We start from the raw sequence: 15677 nt of genomic DNA, 5'->3' as shown, positions 1-15677 counted from the left end.
TGGGTTTATGCCCATGTCCGAGGCCGGTTCCAATGATGTCGTTGATGGCCTAGCCGGCCGGATACGAAAGAGGGATCGGAGTAGGTAGGAAGCTTGTCACTCTGGTCGGTCGTTGTTGTCGTTTTGAGGGACTTGTCCTGAAGAATGGCTCTGATGACTTGCTGATGGCCGTTGCCTGACCGCGCGGTCCTGGATCACATCTCGAGAAGCTGGTCTTAAAGACAAGTTTGCAAGCGGGTCGCTCGGCGTGACCCCAATCAAGCAGACTTGTCGAACACGTCGATGGCATCATGAGAAGGGCTGGTTGTAAAAGGTAACCGGTCCGCCACGCATTGGGTCTGAAAGCCCGATGGGTGGCTATATTGATGAGCATTGGCAATGAGAACGATTAAGTGTCGTAAGGGCATTTGGTGGATGCCTTGGCATGCACAGGCGAAGAAGGACGTGATACGCTGCGATAAGCCGTGGGGAGCTGCGAATGAGCTTTGATCCATGGATCTCCGAATGGGGCAACCCACCTTAGATACCTAGAAAGTTTAAGCCGTCTTTCGGGACGGTTTAGGTTTCTAGGTATTGTTAAAAGGTATCTTACCTTCGAATAAAATAGGGGTAAGAAGCGAACTCGGGGAACTGAAACATCTAAGTACCCGAAGGAAAGGACATCAACCGAGACTCCGTAAGTAGTGGCGAGCGAACACGGACCAGGCCAGTGGCAATCAGGAATAAAGCCGAACGCTTTGGAAAAGGCGGCCGTAGCGGGTGATAGCCCCGTAGGCGTAGAACACTGATTGTCCTAGAGTAGGGCGGGACACGTGAAATCCTGTCTGAACATGGGGAGACCACTCTCCAAGCCTAAGTACTCGTGCATGACCGATAGCGAACAAGTACCGTGAGGGAAAGGTGAAAAGCACCCCGACAAGGGGAGTGAAATAGAACCTGAAACCGGATGCCTACAAACAGTCGGAGGGCGCAAGCCTGACGGCGTACCTTTTGTATAATGGGTCAACGACTTAGTGTAACTAGCAAGCTTAAGCCGGTAGGTGTAGGCGCAGCGAAAGCGAGTCTGAACAGGGCGTTCAGTTAGTTGCATTAGACCCGAAACCGAGTGATCTAGCCATGAGCAGGTTGAAGGTTGGGTAACACCAACTGGAGGACCGAACCCGCATCTGTTGCAATAGATTGGGATGACTTGTGGCTAGGGGTGAAAGGCCAATCAAACTCGGAAATAGCTGGTTCTCCGCGAAAACTATTTAGGTAGTGCGTCGATCGAATACCCCGGGGGGTAGAGCACTGGATGGGCTATGGGGACTCACCGTCTTACTGATCCTAACCAAACTCCGAATACCCGGGAGTACTAATCGGCAGACACACGGCGGGTGCTAACGTCCGTCGTGAAAAGGGAAACAACCCTGACCTCCAGCTAAGGTCCCCAAGTCATGGCTAAGTGGGAAAGGATGTGAGGATCCCAAAACAACCAGGATGTTGGCTTAGAAGCAGCCATCATTTAAAGAAAGCGTAACAGCTCACTGGTCTAATTAAGGGTCTTTGCGCCGAAAATGTAACGGGGCTAAAGCCATGCACCGAAGCTGAGGATACGTGACTTGTCACGTGTGGTAGCGGAGCGTTCCGTAAGCCTGTGAAGGAGGACCCGTGAGGGCCTCTGGAGGTATCGGAAGTGCGAATGTTGACATGAGTAACGATAAAGAGGGTGAGAGACCCTCTCGCCGAAAGACCAAGGGTTCCTGCTTAAAGTTAATCTGAGCAGGGTTAGCCGGCCCCTAAGCCGAGGCAGAAATGCGTAGGTGATGGGAACCACGTTAATATTCGTGGGCCTGGTGGTAGTGACGGATCGCAAAAATTGTTCAACCTTATTGGATTGGTTGGGCAGTGGGGCGGTTCCAGGAAATAGCTCCACCGTATAGACCGTACCCGAAACCGACACAGGTGGTCAGGTAGAGTATACCAAGGCGCTTGAGAGAACTATGTTGAAGGAACTCGGCAAATTGCACGCGTAACTTCGGAAGAAGCGTGACCCCATTTTGGGCAACCATAATGGGGTGGCACAGACCAGGGGGTAGCGACTGTTTATCAAAAACACAGGGCTCTGCGAAGTCTAAAGACGACGTATAGGGTCTGACGCCTGCCCGGTGCTGGAAGGTTAAGAGGAGAGGTGCAAGCTTTGAATCGAAGCCCCAGTAAACGGCGGCCGTAACTATAACGGTCCTAAGGTAGCGAAATTCCTTGTCGGGTAAGTTCCGACCTGCACGAATGGCGTAACGACTTCCCCGCTGTCTCCAACATAGACTCAGTGAAATTGAATTCCCCGTGAAGATGCGGGGTTCCTGCGGTCAGACGGAAAGACCCCGTGCACCTTTACTATAGCTTTACACTGGCATTCGTGTCGGCATGTGTAGGATAGGTGGTAGGCTTTGAAGCGGGGACGCCAGTCTTCGTGGAGCCATCCTTGAAATACCACCCTTATCGTCATGGATGTCTAACCGCGGTCCGTTATCCGGATCCGGGACAGTGTATGGTGGGTAGTTTGACTGGGGCGGTCGCCTCCGAAAGAGTAACGGAGGCGCGCGATGGTGGGCTCAGACCGGTCGGAAATCGGTCGTCGAGTGCAATGGCATAAGCCCGCCTGACTGCGAGACTGACAAGTCGAGCAGAGACGAAAGTCGGTCATAGTGATCCGGTGGTCCCGCGTGGAAGGGCCATCGCTCAACGGATAAAAGGTACGCCGGGGATAACAGGCTGATGACCCCCAAGAGTCCATATCGACGGGGTTGTTTGGCACCTCGATGTCGGCTCATCGCATCCTGGGGCTGGAGCAGGTCCCAAGGGTTTGGCTGTTCGCCAATTAAAGCGGTACGTGAGCTGGGTTCAGAACGTCGTGAGACAGTTCGGTCCCTATCTGCCGTGGGTGTAGGAATATTGACAGGATCTGTCCCTAGTACGAGAGGACCGGGATGGACATATCTCTGGTGGACCTGTTGTCCTGCCAAGGGCATAGCAGGGTAGCTATATATGGAATGGATAACCGCTGAAGGCATCTAAGCGGGAAACCAACCTGAAAACGAGTATTCCCTATCAGGGCCGTGGAAGACGACCACGTTGATAGGCCGGGTGTGGACGTGCAGCAATGCATGAAGCTTACCGGTACTAATCGCCCGATTGGCTTGATCGTTCTCATTGACCATGCTCATCAAGCTTTGCTTGATGATGCCAAAGACCTTTGTCCTGACGCTGTCGCATCCTTCGGATGCTACGCTGCGGACGGCCCGCCAAACGATTGGCGACGGCCGCTGGCCTGTATGGGTGCCAAAAGCACTCGTCAGATCTGGAAAGGTTCAAAGACGTGTTCATAAGACTAAAAAATGAGGCCTCATCGCCTCAACCAGCTTCTCAAAAATGTTGCGCTTCGCTGACCTGGTGGTCATTGCGGGGCGGCCGCACCCGTTCCCATTCCGAACACGGCCGTGAAACGCCCCTGCGCCAATGGTACTCCGTCTCAAGACGCGGGAGAGTAGGTCGCTGCCAGGTCTGCTAAACGCAACATATCTTCTCATTCACGAAAACTAACGGCCCTTAAGCCGACCAAAGGGCCGCCCACAAGCGGCCTTTCGTCGTTCAAGGGAAACTTGCAGTGCGTCCCTTACAGGAGACAAATCGCCTTCGGCAATTTGCTCCGGCAGAAGTGTAAACTGCCAAGCAGTTTACGCACCGCGATAAATCCCGCAGGGATTTACGCTTTACGCGGGGTGGAGCAGCCCGGTAGCTCGTCAGGCTCATAACCTGAAGGCCGCAGGTTCAAATCCTGCCCCCGCAACCAAATTCCCAAAACTCCCGAAGCAATCGCTCCGGGAGTTTTTTTGTTGTCGAGCGATATGGTACCGTTCCCAATCACCCCTTGTTCTTCGGAAGAGGCGATCTTCGCCATCAGGTCGTTCTGGGCGGCGGCGAGGAACCGCCGTTCCAACAGGTCGATTACCTCCATCGACGCCATGATGTCGGCGATCGAGCCATGCACCTGCAAGGGTGCTGGCTGACAGCGTCAATAGCCTCGCAAGCATCCGTAGGACGAGCGTTTCCAGCGAACTCGTTTCGGCATCGCCGCGGCGATCTCCAACGGCCTCGGCATTTCGCTGCATTGTAGGAACAACGGAGGCCGACTTCACGTTTTGAAATGAACGGTCACCGAAAATGAGTTCCCATTCTGTGCCAGTACGGTCATGTCTTTGTGAAAGCTCGTATGAGCCATTGCTCGACGACACACGAATCAAAGAGCTGACAGCATGGAAAATCCGGTTGCACTGAATCGTCTTTCCGAGAACACGGTCTTCCGTAAGGGCGATGTTTTCGTGCTCTTCGGCGAACTGTTCGGCCGCGGATACGCCACCGGCTTGCTCGAGGAAGCCAAACGGGCGGGAATGGAGATTGTGGGGATCACCGTCGGGCGGCGCGACGAGAACAACGCGCTGCGGCCGCTCGACGCCGAGGAATTGTCTTCTGCGGAGGCCCGGCTGGGCGGCAGGATCATCAACATACCTCTTATGGCGGGTTTCGATCTCGATGCGCCCGCAGACGGCCCAACTCCCACCGATCTCCTGGCAAAGATGACGCTTGAGAGCTGGGAACACGACAAGCTCGACTGGGACTATGTCGGGCAATGCCGCGACATCGCCACTGCGCGTTTTACGGGGTCGCTTTCAAAAGTCATGACCGTTCTCGACGGAATGATCGCCGCCGGCCGCAATGTTTTCTTCGCCCACACAATGGCCGGGGGCATCCCGAAGGCGAAGGTATTCTTGGTCGTCGCCAATCGAATCTACAAGGGGACCGGAGCCCGCCACATGTCGTCGCAGACCTTGCTCGACAGTGACATGGGAAAACTCATCCTGCAGAATTTTGACGACGTCTCCGCAAGCACCTTTCGCCATCTCATTGATTTCAGCGCGGCGATCCGCGAGCGCGTGGAGGCTTCGGGCGGTCAAATACGATATACGGCCTATGGTTACCACGGATCGGCGGTCCTCATTGACGGAAACTATCGTTGGCAGACCTACACCAACTACACCCAGGGTTACGCGAAGATGCGGCTCGAAGGCATTGCAGAGGAAGCCTGGGCGACAGGGATCAAGGCAACTGTCTATAACTGTCCCGAAATCCGGACCAATTCGTCCGATGTGTTCACGGGTATCGAGCTGCCCCTGATACCGCTGCTGCTTGCGTTGAAGAAAGAAAACGGTGGCCAATGGGCAGACGAACAGTGGCAGGCCTGCCAGCAGCTTCTGGCCGACGGCTTGACCATGAAGGATGTTTTCCGGAAGATCACCGACATGCAGGCCAGCGAGGTCATGCGTCCGTTCTATGACTTTTCGGCATGGCCCATGGCAAACAGCCAGGCACAGGCCGATTTGACCATCGGCACGTCCAACGAGATCACCCAGATGCATCGGGATAGCAAGTTGATGATCAGCGACCTCCTGAGCGGTCTCGTTGTGAAGGCAACCGGGGAGCTAATTTTTGGCGAATCTTCCGAACCCTCCGGTCCCGTCCTGTGGCTCAACCACGATATCGTGGCTCGGCGACTTAACGCGTCCCACCCGCATTCGAAGTCTTCCGCGCCGCTTATCGCGCAGGGAATGGAACCCTCTCACCTTGAGATGGCGTGAAGACTTCCCAGCTTAGCTTGGAAGCTGGGTGTTTCGGCCATGAAGCGACGAATCTTGCGACAGGAATGCGCCTTCTTATCGGTCATTTGAGCCACCTGACCTTGCCCCCAAGTTTTATCCAGTTTTGAGTTCGCTCCAGCGGTTTTTGGTTGCTGTATTTGGGGCGGTAGCGGCGGGTTGCGGTGCGGAGCCATTTCGGCTGCGCAGCACCGCATCACGTCGCGGATTGATGGTCTGAGCGAACTCGGCGGGTGTCAGCCAGCCAAGGCCGGAGTGCGGTCGATGATCGTTGTAATCGCTGCGCCAGTTTGAAAGCGCTGATCGAGCGTGGGTCAATGACGAGAAGAGCGTTTCATTCAAGAGCTCGTCGCGCAGCCGACCATTGAAGCTTTCGATGAAGGCGTTCTGGATCGGTTTGCCTGGTGCGATGTAGTGCCAATCGACTTTGGTCCGGTCGGCCCATTGCAGGATCGCGTTGCTGGTGAACTCGCTGCCATTGTCACTGACGATCATCCTGGGTTTGCCACGTTCCTCGATAATCCGATCAAGCTCGCGGGCAACCCGAAGGCCGGAAAGCGAGGTATCCGCGACGAGGCCAAGGCATTCTCTGGTGCAATCGTCGACGACCGTCAAAACCCGGAACCTGCGACCATCGGTGAACTGATCCGACACGAAGTCCAACGACCAACGATCGTTGGACGCCATCGGAACCAGCATCGGTGCTCGTGTGCCTATCGCTCGCTTTCGGCCGCCACGCTTGCGCACCGTCAGCTTCTCCTCGCGATAGAGCCGGAAGAGCTTCTTGTGGTTTACAAGGTGTCCCTCGCGCCTGAGCAGCACATGAAGGCGTCGATAGCCGAAGCGGCGGCGTTCGTGCGCCAACGCCTTCATGCGCTCGCGAAGGCCCTGATCGTCGCTGAGTTTAGTGTCATAACGGATCGTCATCCGGCAAAAACCGATGGCTTTACACGCCCGCCGTTCGCTCATCCCACGTTGGTTCATGAGATGTGCGACAGCTTTCCGCTGGGCTGCGGGCGTCACCACTTCTTTCCCAAAAGGTCTTTCAAAGCGGCATTGTCGAGCATGGCATCCGCCAGAAGCCGCTTCAGCTTCGTGTTCTCGTCCTCCAGCGTCTTCAGCCGCTTGGCCTCGGACACCTCCATGCCGCCAAACTTGGCTTTCCATTTATAGATGCTGGCATCGCTGACACCGTGCTTGCGGCAAAGCTCCGCGACCGGCGTGCCCGCCTCGTGCTCCTTCAGAATGCCGATGATCTGTTCGTCCGTGAAACGGTTGCGCTTCATTCTCTGGTCCTCTCAATGGGCCAGAGCTTACTTCAAAATGGATTATTTCAACGGGGCAAGGTCACACCGGCTCGAGCTCTTCAAAGCTGTCCTTCTGCGTGCCCAAGAGCCGCAAGGGTCCTGGGTCCAATCTCCGTTTTCCACTCCTTATGAATCTTTGGGAAAGAGGACAACAGATCGGCGATATTTCATCGGCATGTCCTGAAAGCCGCTGCAAATCGGCGTTCTCGTGCACATAGCGGCCTGGTTCCCGTCTTTCGACAAGCTTGACGATGGCATCGGAAACGAGCCTGGCGGGTATGACGCCATATCGGGAAAAGCGGCGAGGCAGGATGGGCGAGAGCGCGGTGAGCGCGCGCTGCGCGATCGCTTCCCAAACCTTCTGCAGAGCGGGAGGAAACATGGTAGGATCGCGAGTTCGCTTTCCCTACTGATGGAGACCGTGATGAACTTGCTTCGACGGTTGAGGGATCTGTGCGATGCCTTCAACGCTCATGATCTCGATCTGATCATGACCTACTTCGCTGAAGACTGCATATTGGAGATGCCACGCGGGCGCGATCCATGGGGGTCTCGCTTGGAAGGCAAGACCAAGGTGCGAGAGGCTCTGGCGTCGCGCTTTCAGGGCCTGCCTGACGTTACCTACAACAACGCTGAGCACTTCGTTGATGAAGCATCCGGAACTGGGATATCGAGATGGACCCTCATGGGTACGTCGGTCACGGGGACAAAGACGGAAGTCCAGGGTTGCGATCTTTATACATTTCGGAATGGTCAGGTGATCCGCAAAGATTCCTATTGGAAGATCGTCGAGTAGCTACAAGACCAGATGTTGACGCTCTTTAAGTGCCTGACCTTTGAGCCGTCGGTCAGCTTCCGGCCGCAGATCTGCCAACGGCTGATGAGGGTAGGAAGTGAATGCTAGTCCCTCTGATCAAACGGGATAAAGCGCCGATCTTCGTAAACCTGAAGATGATCCGAGTGAATAGGATGGGCCAGTTCCCGTGCCTTCATATAGGCAAGTGCAAGACGCGGGAATCCGCCTTCGGCTGGCTCAACTTCGATCGACAAGCGAAAATTTCCGAGTTCGCCTACCGATTCAAGCCGATCCAGGTCTCCAATAGTTTTGTCATCTACCTCGTATAGCTCACCGACGATCTGACACCCGGTACCGGGTTCGTTGAGCATCATCGGCGCGAACCACGGTCCGGCAATGAGGAGGGGATAACGCTTCCGGGTCCTGTATCTTCCGAGAAACGTCGCTCCCGACAGTCCCTGCTCGTGAAGCGGGAAGCCCCTCTTTAATGTGCCGAAGACAAATACCTTTTGCGCCATGGGTGCGTGGTAGCAGGGTCGTCGGTTCCAATCCCTTTAAGACCCTCGTTATGACTCTCTTGGAAGAACGCGTCGAACTGTTACCCACATGCTGCGGAGCCCCGAAACGCCAACTGCATGTACCGGGGTGTCTAGCGGGTGAAAAGGCTAAGGTTTTCATTCTGGTTCGAGCTTATGGGTATGGATTTCCGCCAGAGCAAGCCCAGCTTCGCCGGCGACCGAATAGATCAGGTAACGCCTTCCATCTTCTTCGTAGACCGCTGGATCACGAAGTTGCCTTACAGGTTCATCCGCAGGACCAATCACTGATGGTTCGATGGGAAGTTGTCCGCCTTCCCAATCCCGCTCTGGCCTAAGTAAGACCCTTGAGGGCCCTTCCCGCCATGTCAACCATTCACCGTTGAGCCGCACTTGAGCGTACAGCAGGCACTCAGGGGCATCGCCTCGATTGCTATAGACCACGTGAAGGACATTGTCTTCTATCCACACTGCGGAATGACGCATATGACGCGTGAACAGCATAGGCCCAGCGCTAAATCCAGAGATTCCGTCAGATGACCGATAAATCTGCCCTGGCATCGTAATCGCGTATACCCAAGGACCGTGAGTGAATAACCGGGCATACGGGTTCATCAGATTGTCAGGTTGGGCTATGAAGTGGATGCCATCCGGCGATATCGCCAAGCGTGTAAACTGGTTCTTGATCTCGTCGCCGCCGTGAAAAAACATGTGGAATTGCTTCTTTTGATGATCGATGACGATCTCCGGGGACGCCAAATGGTGGGTGAAACCGGATTTCGAAAGCGGAAGTGTTCCCTCCTCGTAGATGATCCACGGGCCTGTCAGACGATCTGCATATGCAAGGCGGATATGATCTCCTCGATGATGGGCAAAATAGAGATAGTAACGTCCAAGCGGGCGCTCCACCCAGGAAGGGACCCTGATCAGGCTCGGTCCATTGATGTTAGTCCCGATCCGCGGCGACATGGCGGGCACGATGATGGGTCGGTCCAGAAGCCGCACCGCAACGAGTTCATGGTTTTCCACGTCTTGCCTCCCAGTCTCGCGGTCAGGTTACCGGCTCCCGGTTTGGAGTAAACAGCCTGAGTGAGTGAAACATCTTTCTCAAATCGGCAAAGCTGAGTGCTGCCTCACCGGCGACATAGCGGGACTCGAATCCGGATCTTTCTGTCTTCGCGAAAGCACTCTTGGCATATTGCTGTCTTCTCGAAGCTATCTGGCGTTCGTAAGGTTGAGGTGTCGTAGACGACGGCAGACTCGGGAGGATGCCAAGAACGAACGGAACCTGTCGGTGAAGGAGATACCCAGAACTTAAAGAGCTGCGAGCGACACTTCGTTCGCAAAACGGATCTCTACAGAAGACCGATAGTTGTGCCGGCAATCCAGAAGCCGCGCTGGAAGAAATCAGCCGAAAGCACCATCCAGATAAACAACCTGGCTGTCCTGTTGTTCAATCGTGCAGACGCATCATCTTGAGGAGGACGTGATGATTTCGAAAATGTTGAGAAGCTTTGCCCTGGCCAGCCTGGCCATAGGTTTGGCGACTGTTGCCCATGCTCAACAACCCTGGGAGGACGTTGTCCAGGCGGCGAAGAAGGAAGGAACTGTCACGCTGTACACGTCGCAGGTCGGCGTTCCTCAGCTTGACGAGATCTTGTCTGCATTCACGGACGAATACGGGATCAAGGCGCTGAAGCTCGAACTTCGAGGGAGTGAGCTATTTGAGAAACTGCGCCTCGAACTGGCGACCAACCGAGGTGTCGCGGACATGTCCTTCAGCGGAGGTTCCGTGTCGCTCGAGGCGATGGGCGTGCTCGATAAACACGGTGCCATACCCAATGCAACTCGGCTAGCGCCCGACTTTGCAGGAAGCGAGCTGAGGCTGCCGATCTTTTCGCAAAGCATGGGTATCGTGGTCAATGCTTCAGTGCCGAAGGAGAAACGCCCGAAAAGCTGGGCGGATCTCGCGGATCCTGCTTGGAAGGGCAAGATCCTATCCGACGATTTTCGCTCCGTTGGAGGCGGCGGCCTGTTTTTTGCGGTAACCTACGACAAACTCGGCGAGGATTATCAAAAGCGCCTTGCTGAAAACAAGCCCGCCTTCACTCGTGAAATTCGAGACAGCCCTCGTCGTGTCGCACGCGGTGAGTACCCGATCTACATTCCCTTCATTCTGCCCGATACGCTGCTGAACAAGGGTTTGCCTCTTGAAGTCATTCTTCCGTCCGAGGGTCTTGTTTATGGCAACTTCGATGGAGCCGTTGTTAAGAACGCGCCACATCCCAATGCTGCCCGAGTGCTCTTGAATTTCTTCCTCTCTGACAAAGCCCAACTCATTTATGCAGGTTCCGCACGGCGCCCGACGGTTGCCGGTCTTGAGGATCGGTATCCTTCTAACGTCAAAGATTTTTTGCAAGCGCCGTTGCTCGGCACGCAGGAGGACGCAACGGTTCGAGCCGAAATGCTCAAGCGTGCGACAGTAATGTACAAGTGAGGCAGCGCGAGTGATGTTGGATGGCAATCGCTTGTGGGATGATCTTCTCACCCACGCCGGCTTTGGGGACAAGGCGGCCGGCAGTGCTGGGGATCACGCCACGGCAAGCTGGATCGCCGGCGAGCTTTCCAAGGCTGGATATCAGCTGGAGACGATACCCGTTCCTGTGCCGACATTTCGGCCGCGTCGATGCGAGCTGGTAGGCCAGGGTTCCTCGGTTGAGGTCTACCCTCAGCCCGTTGTTTTCCCAACACCGGATCATGGCGTGGAGGGGCGATTGGCGATGGTTCATAGCCTTTCTGACGCACAAAGAGCGGCAGGCTGCATTGCCGTCATTCTGCTGCCCTATGGTCGTCATGCCGCGATCTGGACGTCAGTCGTTGGACCACTTTTGGAAGCGGTTACAAAAGCCGACGCTCTGGCTGCAATCATTCTGCCGTTCGGCCCGACCGGCGAGATTGTCGGCCTGAACTCTTATGCGGACCGGCCGTTCGTTCCGTTGCCCGTGGCCATTGGCCGGCCGCTTGATTTACCTTGCTACGCGGCGATGGCTTCTGCCGGACAACCTGTAAGGCTCTACCTAACCGGAGACGTGGAAACAGGCGATAGTCCAACGTTGGTCGGGCGGATGGCTCGTGGCGATCGATGGATTGTGTTGTCCACTCCTCGATCTGGTTTCTTCACATGCTCGGTCGAACGCGGCACTGGTACGGCAGGTTTTCTCGAGATCGCCCGGTGGCTGCCAAGAGCGTTTCCCGCGCACTCCTTGTTCTTGATGAACAGCGGCGCCCATGAGCTGAGGTTTGCAGGGACCCACGCGGCTTTGGACCTGGCGCCCGCACCCGATAAGACAGATGTTTGGGCGCATTTTGGCGCGGGACTAGCGTCTCGCGCTCGAACGGAAATTCGTGGTGGTCGAATGCTTGACGTTGCGGATTTCAACCGCATTTGCATGGTGACGCCCGCTTTGCACGAAGCGGCAGGGGCAGCTTTTGCCGGTTTGCCAGGATTGGACGATCCGCAGCGCGTATTATCGGAAGCGGGCGAATTATCCACGATCGTACAGAAAGGTTACAAGAAGGCTTTCGCCTGCCTAGGGGTCAACTGGAGCTGCCATACCAGGCTCGATCTTCCGACGGAGGTTTCACGGAGCCTACTCGAGCCGGTGATCGAAGCGCATCGTCGCTTGATAGAGGTCTCTGTTCACAGCAAGTGATCGAGTACCATATCTTCTCGCTCGATGTGTTCCTTTTAAGCGCGATCCATTCTCCCCTAGCATCCTGGTTGGCGGGATGCCCGAGCGCTCATCATTAAAGATTGCATGTGGGGTCCCGGTGCCGATCGCCAGGTTAAATAATTGCTATTGCTCAAGCAGGCACAGGCGGCCACCAATGCCCTCAGCCGGGTGCGTTCGGTTTCGCGGATGTGGTCTTCGACGGCTTGAGCATCGTGGTCATTGTAAGCAATGCCTCGCGTGGGGTCGGGATAAAAACGTGGTAGGGGTGAATTTAACCCGCGTACGCTTCCTGCCAATCGCACCTGAAACTCAGTTTAGGGTGCGATTGGTTGGTTGCTTGGGTGACAACGCGGTGACCTACTGAGCCGCGAGTGCTTCGCCTAAGGGCGGGCCTTCGGGCAGGGGTGGGGCCAGTTTGCTGCGCCCTTCGAGGTCGTCCAACAGCGCGATCCACAGGGAGATGCACAACCCGACCATAACGACGAGGAAGGGTGCTGCCGCGATGATCGACGCGGTCTGCAGGCCTTGCAAACCTCCCATCACCAGCAACACGCAGGCTGACGCGCCGGCAAGGACGCCCCAGAGGACGACGACGCCACGTGCAGGCTCAAGTGCGCCGTGAGACGACAGCATGCCCATCACAATCGAGGCGGCATCCGCTCCCGAGATGAAGAAGATCGCAACAAGGAATATCGCGAGGAACGAAGTGACCGCGGTTCCCGGATATTGTTCGAGTAGCGCAAACAGTGAGATTGCGGCACCCTGATTGTTGACCGCCTCGACAAGCCCACCAGCCCCCATCAGTTCCGAATGCAGCGCCGTACCACCCATGATGGTGAACCAAAGGAAGGTCACGCCGCTCGGAATGAGCAGAACGCCAATGACAAATTCGCGGATGGTGCGCCCTTTTGAGATGCGTGCGATAAAGACGCCGACGAAGGGCGCCCAAGACACCCACCAGGCCCAGTAGAAGATCGTCCAACTCCCCAGCCACTTACCGTCGCTGAAGGCGGCGGTGCGGAACGACATTGTGACGAGATCGGCCAGGTAGTCGCCGAGCGCTTCGGTGAAGGTGTTGAGGATGAAGATGGTCGGTCCAACGATGGCCAGGAACACCAGCAACGCGGCGGCGACCACCATATTCATGTTGCTCAGGAATTGTACGCCCCTGCCCACCCCGGACACTGCCGACAGGATAAACAGCATCGACAGCACCGCGATGATCGCAAGGGCAATGCCTGTCCCTTCACCAGTTCCCCAGAGGAAATTCAGACCGCTGTTGATCTGCTGTGCACCAAGTCCAAGCGACGTCGCCGTGCCGAACAGTGTGGCGATGACGGCGAGAATATCAATCGTCTTACCGATCGGTCCATTCACCGCCTTGCCCAGCAGGGGGGTAAACGCGCTTGAAATCAGGATGGGCAAGCCCTTGCGGTAGGTAAAGTAGGCGATCGCCAGACCGACAATCGCATAGATGGCCCAAGGGTGCAGGGCCCAGTGAAAATAGGAATATTTCATCGCAAGCAGAGCGGCTTCCTTGGATTGCGCGACCGCCAACCCGTGAGGCGGGGCGCCAAAATGGAAAACCGGCTCGGCAACGCCCCAGAACATCAGGCCGATGCCCATGCCGACACTGAACATCATGCATACCCACGAAACCGTCCGGAATTCCGGAAGCTCGTCATCAGCCCCAAGCCTGATCTTGCCAAAACGGCTGATCGCCAGGAAGCCGGCAAAGACCAGGAACAACGCGGTCGAGACAACAAAGCCCCATCCGAAACCATTGATGATCGCCGAAAGCGTGGCTTGTGTGACTGAGGCGAGGCTATCCGGGGCCAATGCTCCCCATGAGATGAACCCGGCCGTTATTGCTAGGGCCGGCCAGAATACCGCCGGATCTATGCTTCGCAATCTGTCTGTAGTCGACATGCTTTATCCCTCCAGATTTATGTAGTGACGTTCCCTTGAATTTTCCGGATACCGCGACGGGGCCGACTTCTTGAGAGAGGCCAGGTCGTGGGCTGATAATGCTGTTGAGGTAGCGACGCCGGACGCGCCTTTGTGTTTGTGCGGATCTACGGCCGCTTTCCTTGGTGATTAACAGATCACTCGCTTGCACTCGGGTCAGTTGCGACCATGAGCTTGTCCAAAACCGAATTCTTGTAGGCAAATTTCGGGGCTACTTGCGAAATGTCGGCAAAGAGCACGATTTTCGGACCGAAACGCAGACGTCCGATATCCGCCAACACGTCCGGAGCCTCGGCAATAAAACATGACGTTTAGCGGGCCAGCGGCTCGATCCCATCAAGAGCAAGAGCAAAGGAATAGACCGGGGGTTCATATGCCTCGCCCAGAGGGAATACCCGACAGGATCGGCGTCATTCGTCGCCCGGTACGCCGTATGATGGAGCGGCCAGCGGGTTAAGGGCCCGCGTCACGTAATCCCCGGCCTGCGGCTTGTAGACGTCCCACGCCCGCGCCACTGCTGCGATCGGGCAGCCATCGTCCAGCCAGTCGATCCGGAGTTCGGCATAGGGCCAGGTTTCCTTGTCGACGATCAGCAGGCCCGCCGACCGAACCGGGCCGGCTTCGCCGCCCGCATCGACGGCCGCCCTGAGCGCGGCGATGAGGCGGTCACCCAAAGTACCCGAAGTGGCCTCGAACGCGTCGATCATCACCTTCGGCACGCCGTCATTGGCCAGAAGGTTGCCGGCGGCAACACATTGGTGACCGACGGCGGAGGTCCAGGTTCCGAGAGCGTTGCGGCCTGAATGAATAGCGGTCCCGCCGTGCGCATCCACCGCCAGCAACTGGCGATAGTTCGGAAAATCGTCGCTCTGTTGCGCCGAGGTCACGGCGTCCGCCGCGCTTGCACCCTTTGCAAGTTCGTCCAGCATCCTTGGTCCGAGTGCGGGATTGGTGACGTTCTGGGTCGCAACCGCGCCGATGCCGGCACGAGCCCAGGCGCAGCGAGAGGCGACCGCAGGCGACGAAGACGAAATCGCCACACCGAACTGGCCGGTCTGCTCACAGCGAGCGACGATGGAGAAGGTCATGGGGACTCCTGTGTCAGGACTGCGGGATAACATTTCCGGTCTGCAGCGTGCATCGGCCGGAAATGCCTGCCGAACGCTTTGAAAAACTATCAGTCCGGAATGACGGCTGTCGCATCAATCTCCACAAGCCATTCCGGCCGTGCCAGCGCCACGACGACGAGCCCGGTGCAGACCGGGAAGACGCCTTTGATATATTCGCCCATGGTCCGGTAGACGGCCTCGCGGTGGCGAACGTCGGTCAAATAGACAACTAGCTTTGTCACATGTTCCATTTGGCCGCCAGATTCCTGCACCAGTTGGCGAATGTTCCGCATCACCTTGTGCGTCTGCTCGACCGGATCATGGCTGTCGATATTCTTGGCGGTGTCGAGGTCCTGCGGGCACTGGCCGCGCAGAAAGATCATCGTGCCGCGAGCGACAACCGCCTGGCAGAGGTCGTTGTCGAGCTTCTGCTCGGGATAGGTTTCCTTGGTGTTGAACTTGCGAATGCGCGTATGTGCCATTCTCTTCTCCATCGGATGGTTCATGCGGGATGCCGGCAGGCCTCTACCGGTC

11 protein-coding genes, 1 tRNA gene and 2 rRNA genes are annotated in these 15677 nt (G+C 56.5%); 7 read left to right on the top strand and 7 right to left on the bottom strand.

Translation table 11 applies throughout. The features are described 5' to 3' along the window. Window positions 1-386 precede the first annotated feature (386 nt). The 4 genes from ACSQ3G_RS19355 (at window position 387) to ACSQ3G_RS19340 (ending at window position 5675) form a co-directional block, all read left to right on the top strand. Window positions 387-3187, top strand: a 23S ribosomal RNA gene (locus ACSQ3G_RS19355). Window positions 3188-3428: 241 nt separating this feature from the next. Further along, window positions 3429-3543 (top strand): 5S ribosomal RNA (gene rrf / locus ACSQ3G_RS19350). A gap of 212 nt (window positions 3544-3755) precedes the next feature. Continuing rightward, window positions 3756-3832 (top strand) — tRNA-Met (locus ACSQ3G_RS19345). A gap of 463 nt (window positions 3833-4295) precedes the next feature. Then, on the top strand, window positions 4296-5675 hold the full coding sequence (locus ACSQ3G_RS19340; protein ID WP_436111184.1) for an enoyl ACP reductase FabMG family protein: 1380 nt from the start codon (window positions 4296-4298) through the stop codon (window positions 5673-5675). Window positions 5676-5789: 114 nt separating this feature from the next. On the opposite strand, the gene ACSQ3G_RS19335 is transcribed toward ACSQ3G_RS19340, so the two are convergent. After that, a protein-coding gene (locus ACSQ3G_RS19335) for an IS3 family transposase (RefSeq protein ID WP_255760215.1) occupies window positions 5790-6979 on the bottom strand; the annotation gives its coding sequence in 2 pieces (ribosomal slippage) (window positions 5790-6730 and window positions 6730-6979; 1191 coding nt in all). A gap of 61 nt (window positions 6980-7040) precedes the next feature. Further along, entirely contained in the window at window positions 7041-7382 is a 342-nt protein-coding gene (locus ACSQ3G_RS19330; RefSeq protein ID WP_436111183.1) for a hypothetical protein, read from the bottom strand. Between the two features lie 42 nt (window positions 7383-7424). Here ACSQ3G_RS19330 and ACSQ3G_RS19325 point away from each other — a divergent pair, with 42 nt between their 5' ends. Then, window positions 7425-7796 (top strand): nuclear transport factor 2 family protein, encoded by a 372-nt coding sequence (locus ACSQ3G_RS19325; RefSeq protein ID WP_436111182.1) that lies wholly within the window; start codon window positions 7425-7427, stop codon window positions 7794-7796. Window positions 7797-7900: 104 nt separating this feature from the next. Here the strand turns inward: ACSQ3G_RS19325 and ACSQ3G_RS19320 are convergent, their stop codons facing one another. Together ACSQ3G_RS19320 and ACSQ3G_RS19315 are read right to left on the bottom strand one after the other, a co-directional pair. Next, the gene (locus ACSQ3G_RS19320) at window positions 7901-8314 is read right to left on the bottom strand and encodes a gamma-glutamylcyclotransferase family protein (protein ID WP_436111181.1); all 414 of its coding nucleotides are present in this window, start codon (window positions 8312-8314) and stop codon (window positions 7901-7903) included. Window positions 8315-8470: 156 nt separating this feature from the next. After that, complete coding sequence (locus ACSQ3G_RS19315; RefSeq protein ID WP_436111180.1) at window positions 8471-9361, bottom strand: glycoside hydrolase family protein; 891 nt, start codon at window positions 9359-9361, stop codon at window positions 8471-8473. Window positions 9362-9821: 460 nt separating this feature from the next. Between ACSQ3G_RS19315 and ACSQ3G_RS19310 the strand changes: the two genes are divergently transcribed. After that, window positions 9822-10829, top strand: coding sequence for an ABC transporter substrate-binding protein (locus tag ACSQ3G_RS19310; RefSeq protein WP_436111179.1), 1008 nt, complete (start codon window positions 9822-9824; stop codon window positions 10827-10829). A gap of 13 nt (window positions 10830-10842) precedes the next feature. Beyond that, complete coding sequence (locus tag ACSQ3G_RS19305; RefSeq protein WP_436111178.1) at window positions 10843-12045, top strand: hypothetical protein; 1203 nt, start codon at window positions 10843-10845, stop codon at window positions 12043-12045. A 378-nt stretch (window positions 12046-12423) separates the two neighbouring features. On the opposite strand, the gene ACSQ3G_RS19300 is transcribed toward ACSQ3G_RS19305, so the two are convergent. The 3 genes from ACSQ3G_RS19300 to ACSQ3G_RS19290 all read right to left on the bottom strand — a co-directional run bounded on the left by ACSQ3G_RS19300 (window position 12424) and on the right by ACSQ3G_RS19290 (window position 15625). Next, window positions 12424-13995: a BCCT family transporter gene (locus tag ACSQ3G_RS19300; protein WP_046669334.1), complete on the bottom strand. Its 1572-nt coding sequence runs from the start codon at window positions 13993-13995 to the stop codon at window positions 12424-12426. Between the two features lie 449 nt (window positions 13996-14444). Further along, complete coding sequence (locus tag ACSQ3G_RS19295) at window positions 14445-15122, bottom strand: DUF1028 domain-containing protein (protein ID WP_436111177.1); 678 nt, start codon at window positions 15120-15122, stop codon at window positions 14445-14447. Window positions 15123-15211: 89 nt separating this feature from the next. Continuing rightward, window positions 15212-15625 (bottom strand): RidA family protein, encoded by a 414-nt coding sequence (locus ACSQ3G_RS19290; RefSeq protein WP_436111176.1) that lies wholly within the window; start codon window positions 15623-15625, stop codon window positions 15212-15214. Window positions 15626-15677: the final 52 nt, after the last annotated feature.

This window comes from Neorhizobium tomejilense (assembly GCF_964254135.1).
GTDB lineage: Bacteria > Pseudomonadota > Alphaproteobacteria > Rhizobiales > Rhizobiaceae > Neorhizobium > Neorhizobium tomejilense.
This window is presented reverse-complemented; position numbering and strand designations above follow the sequence as displayed.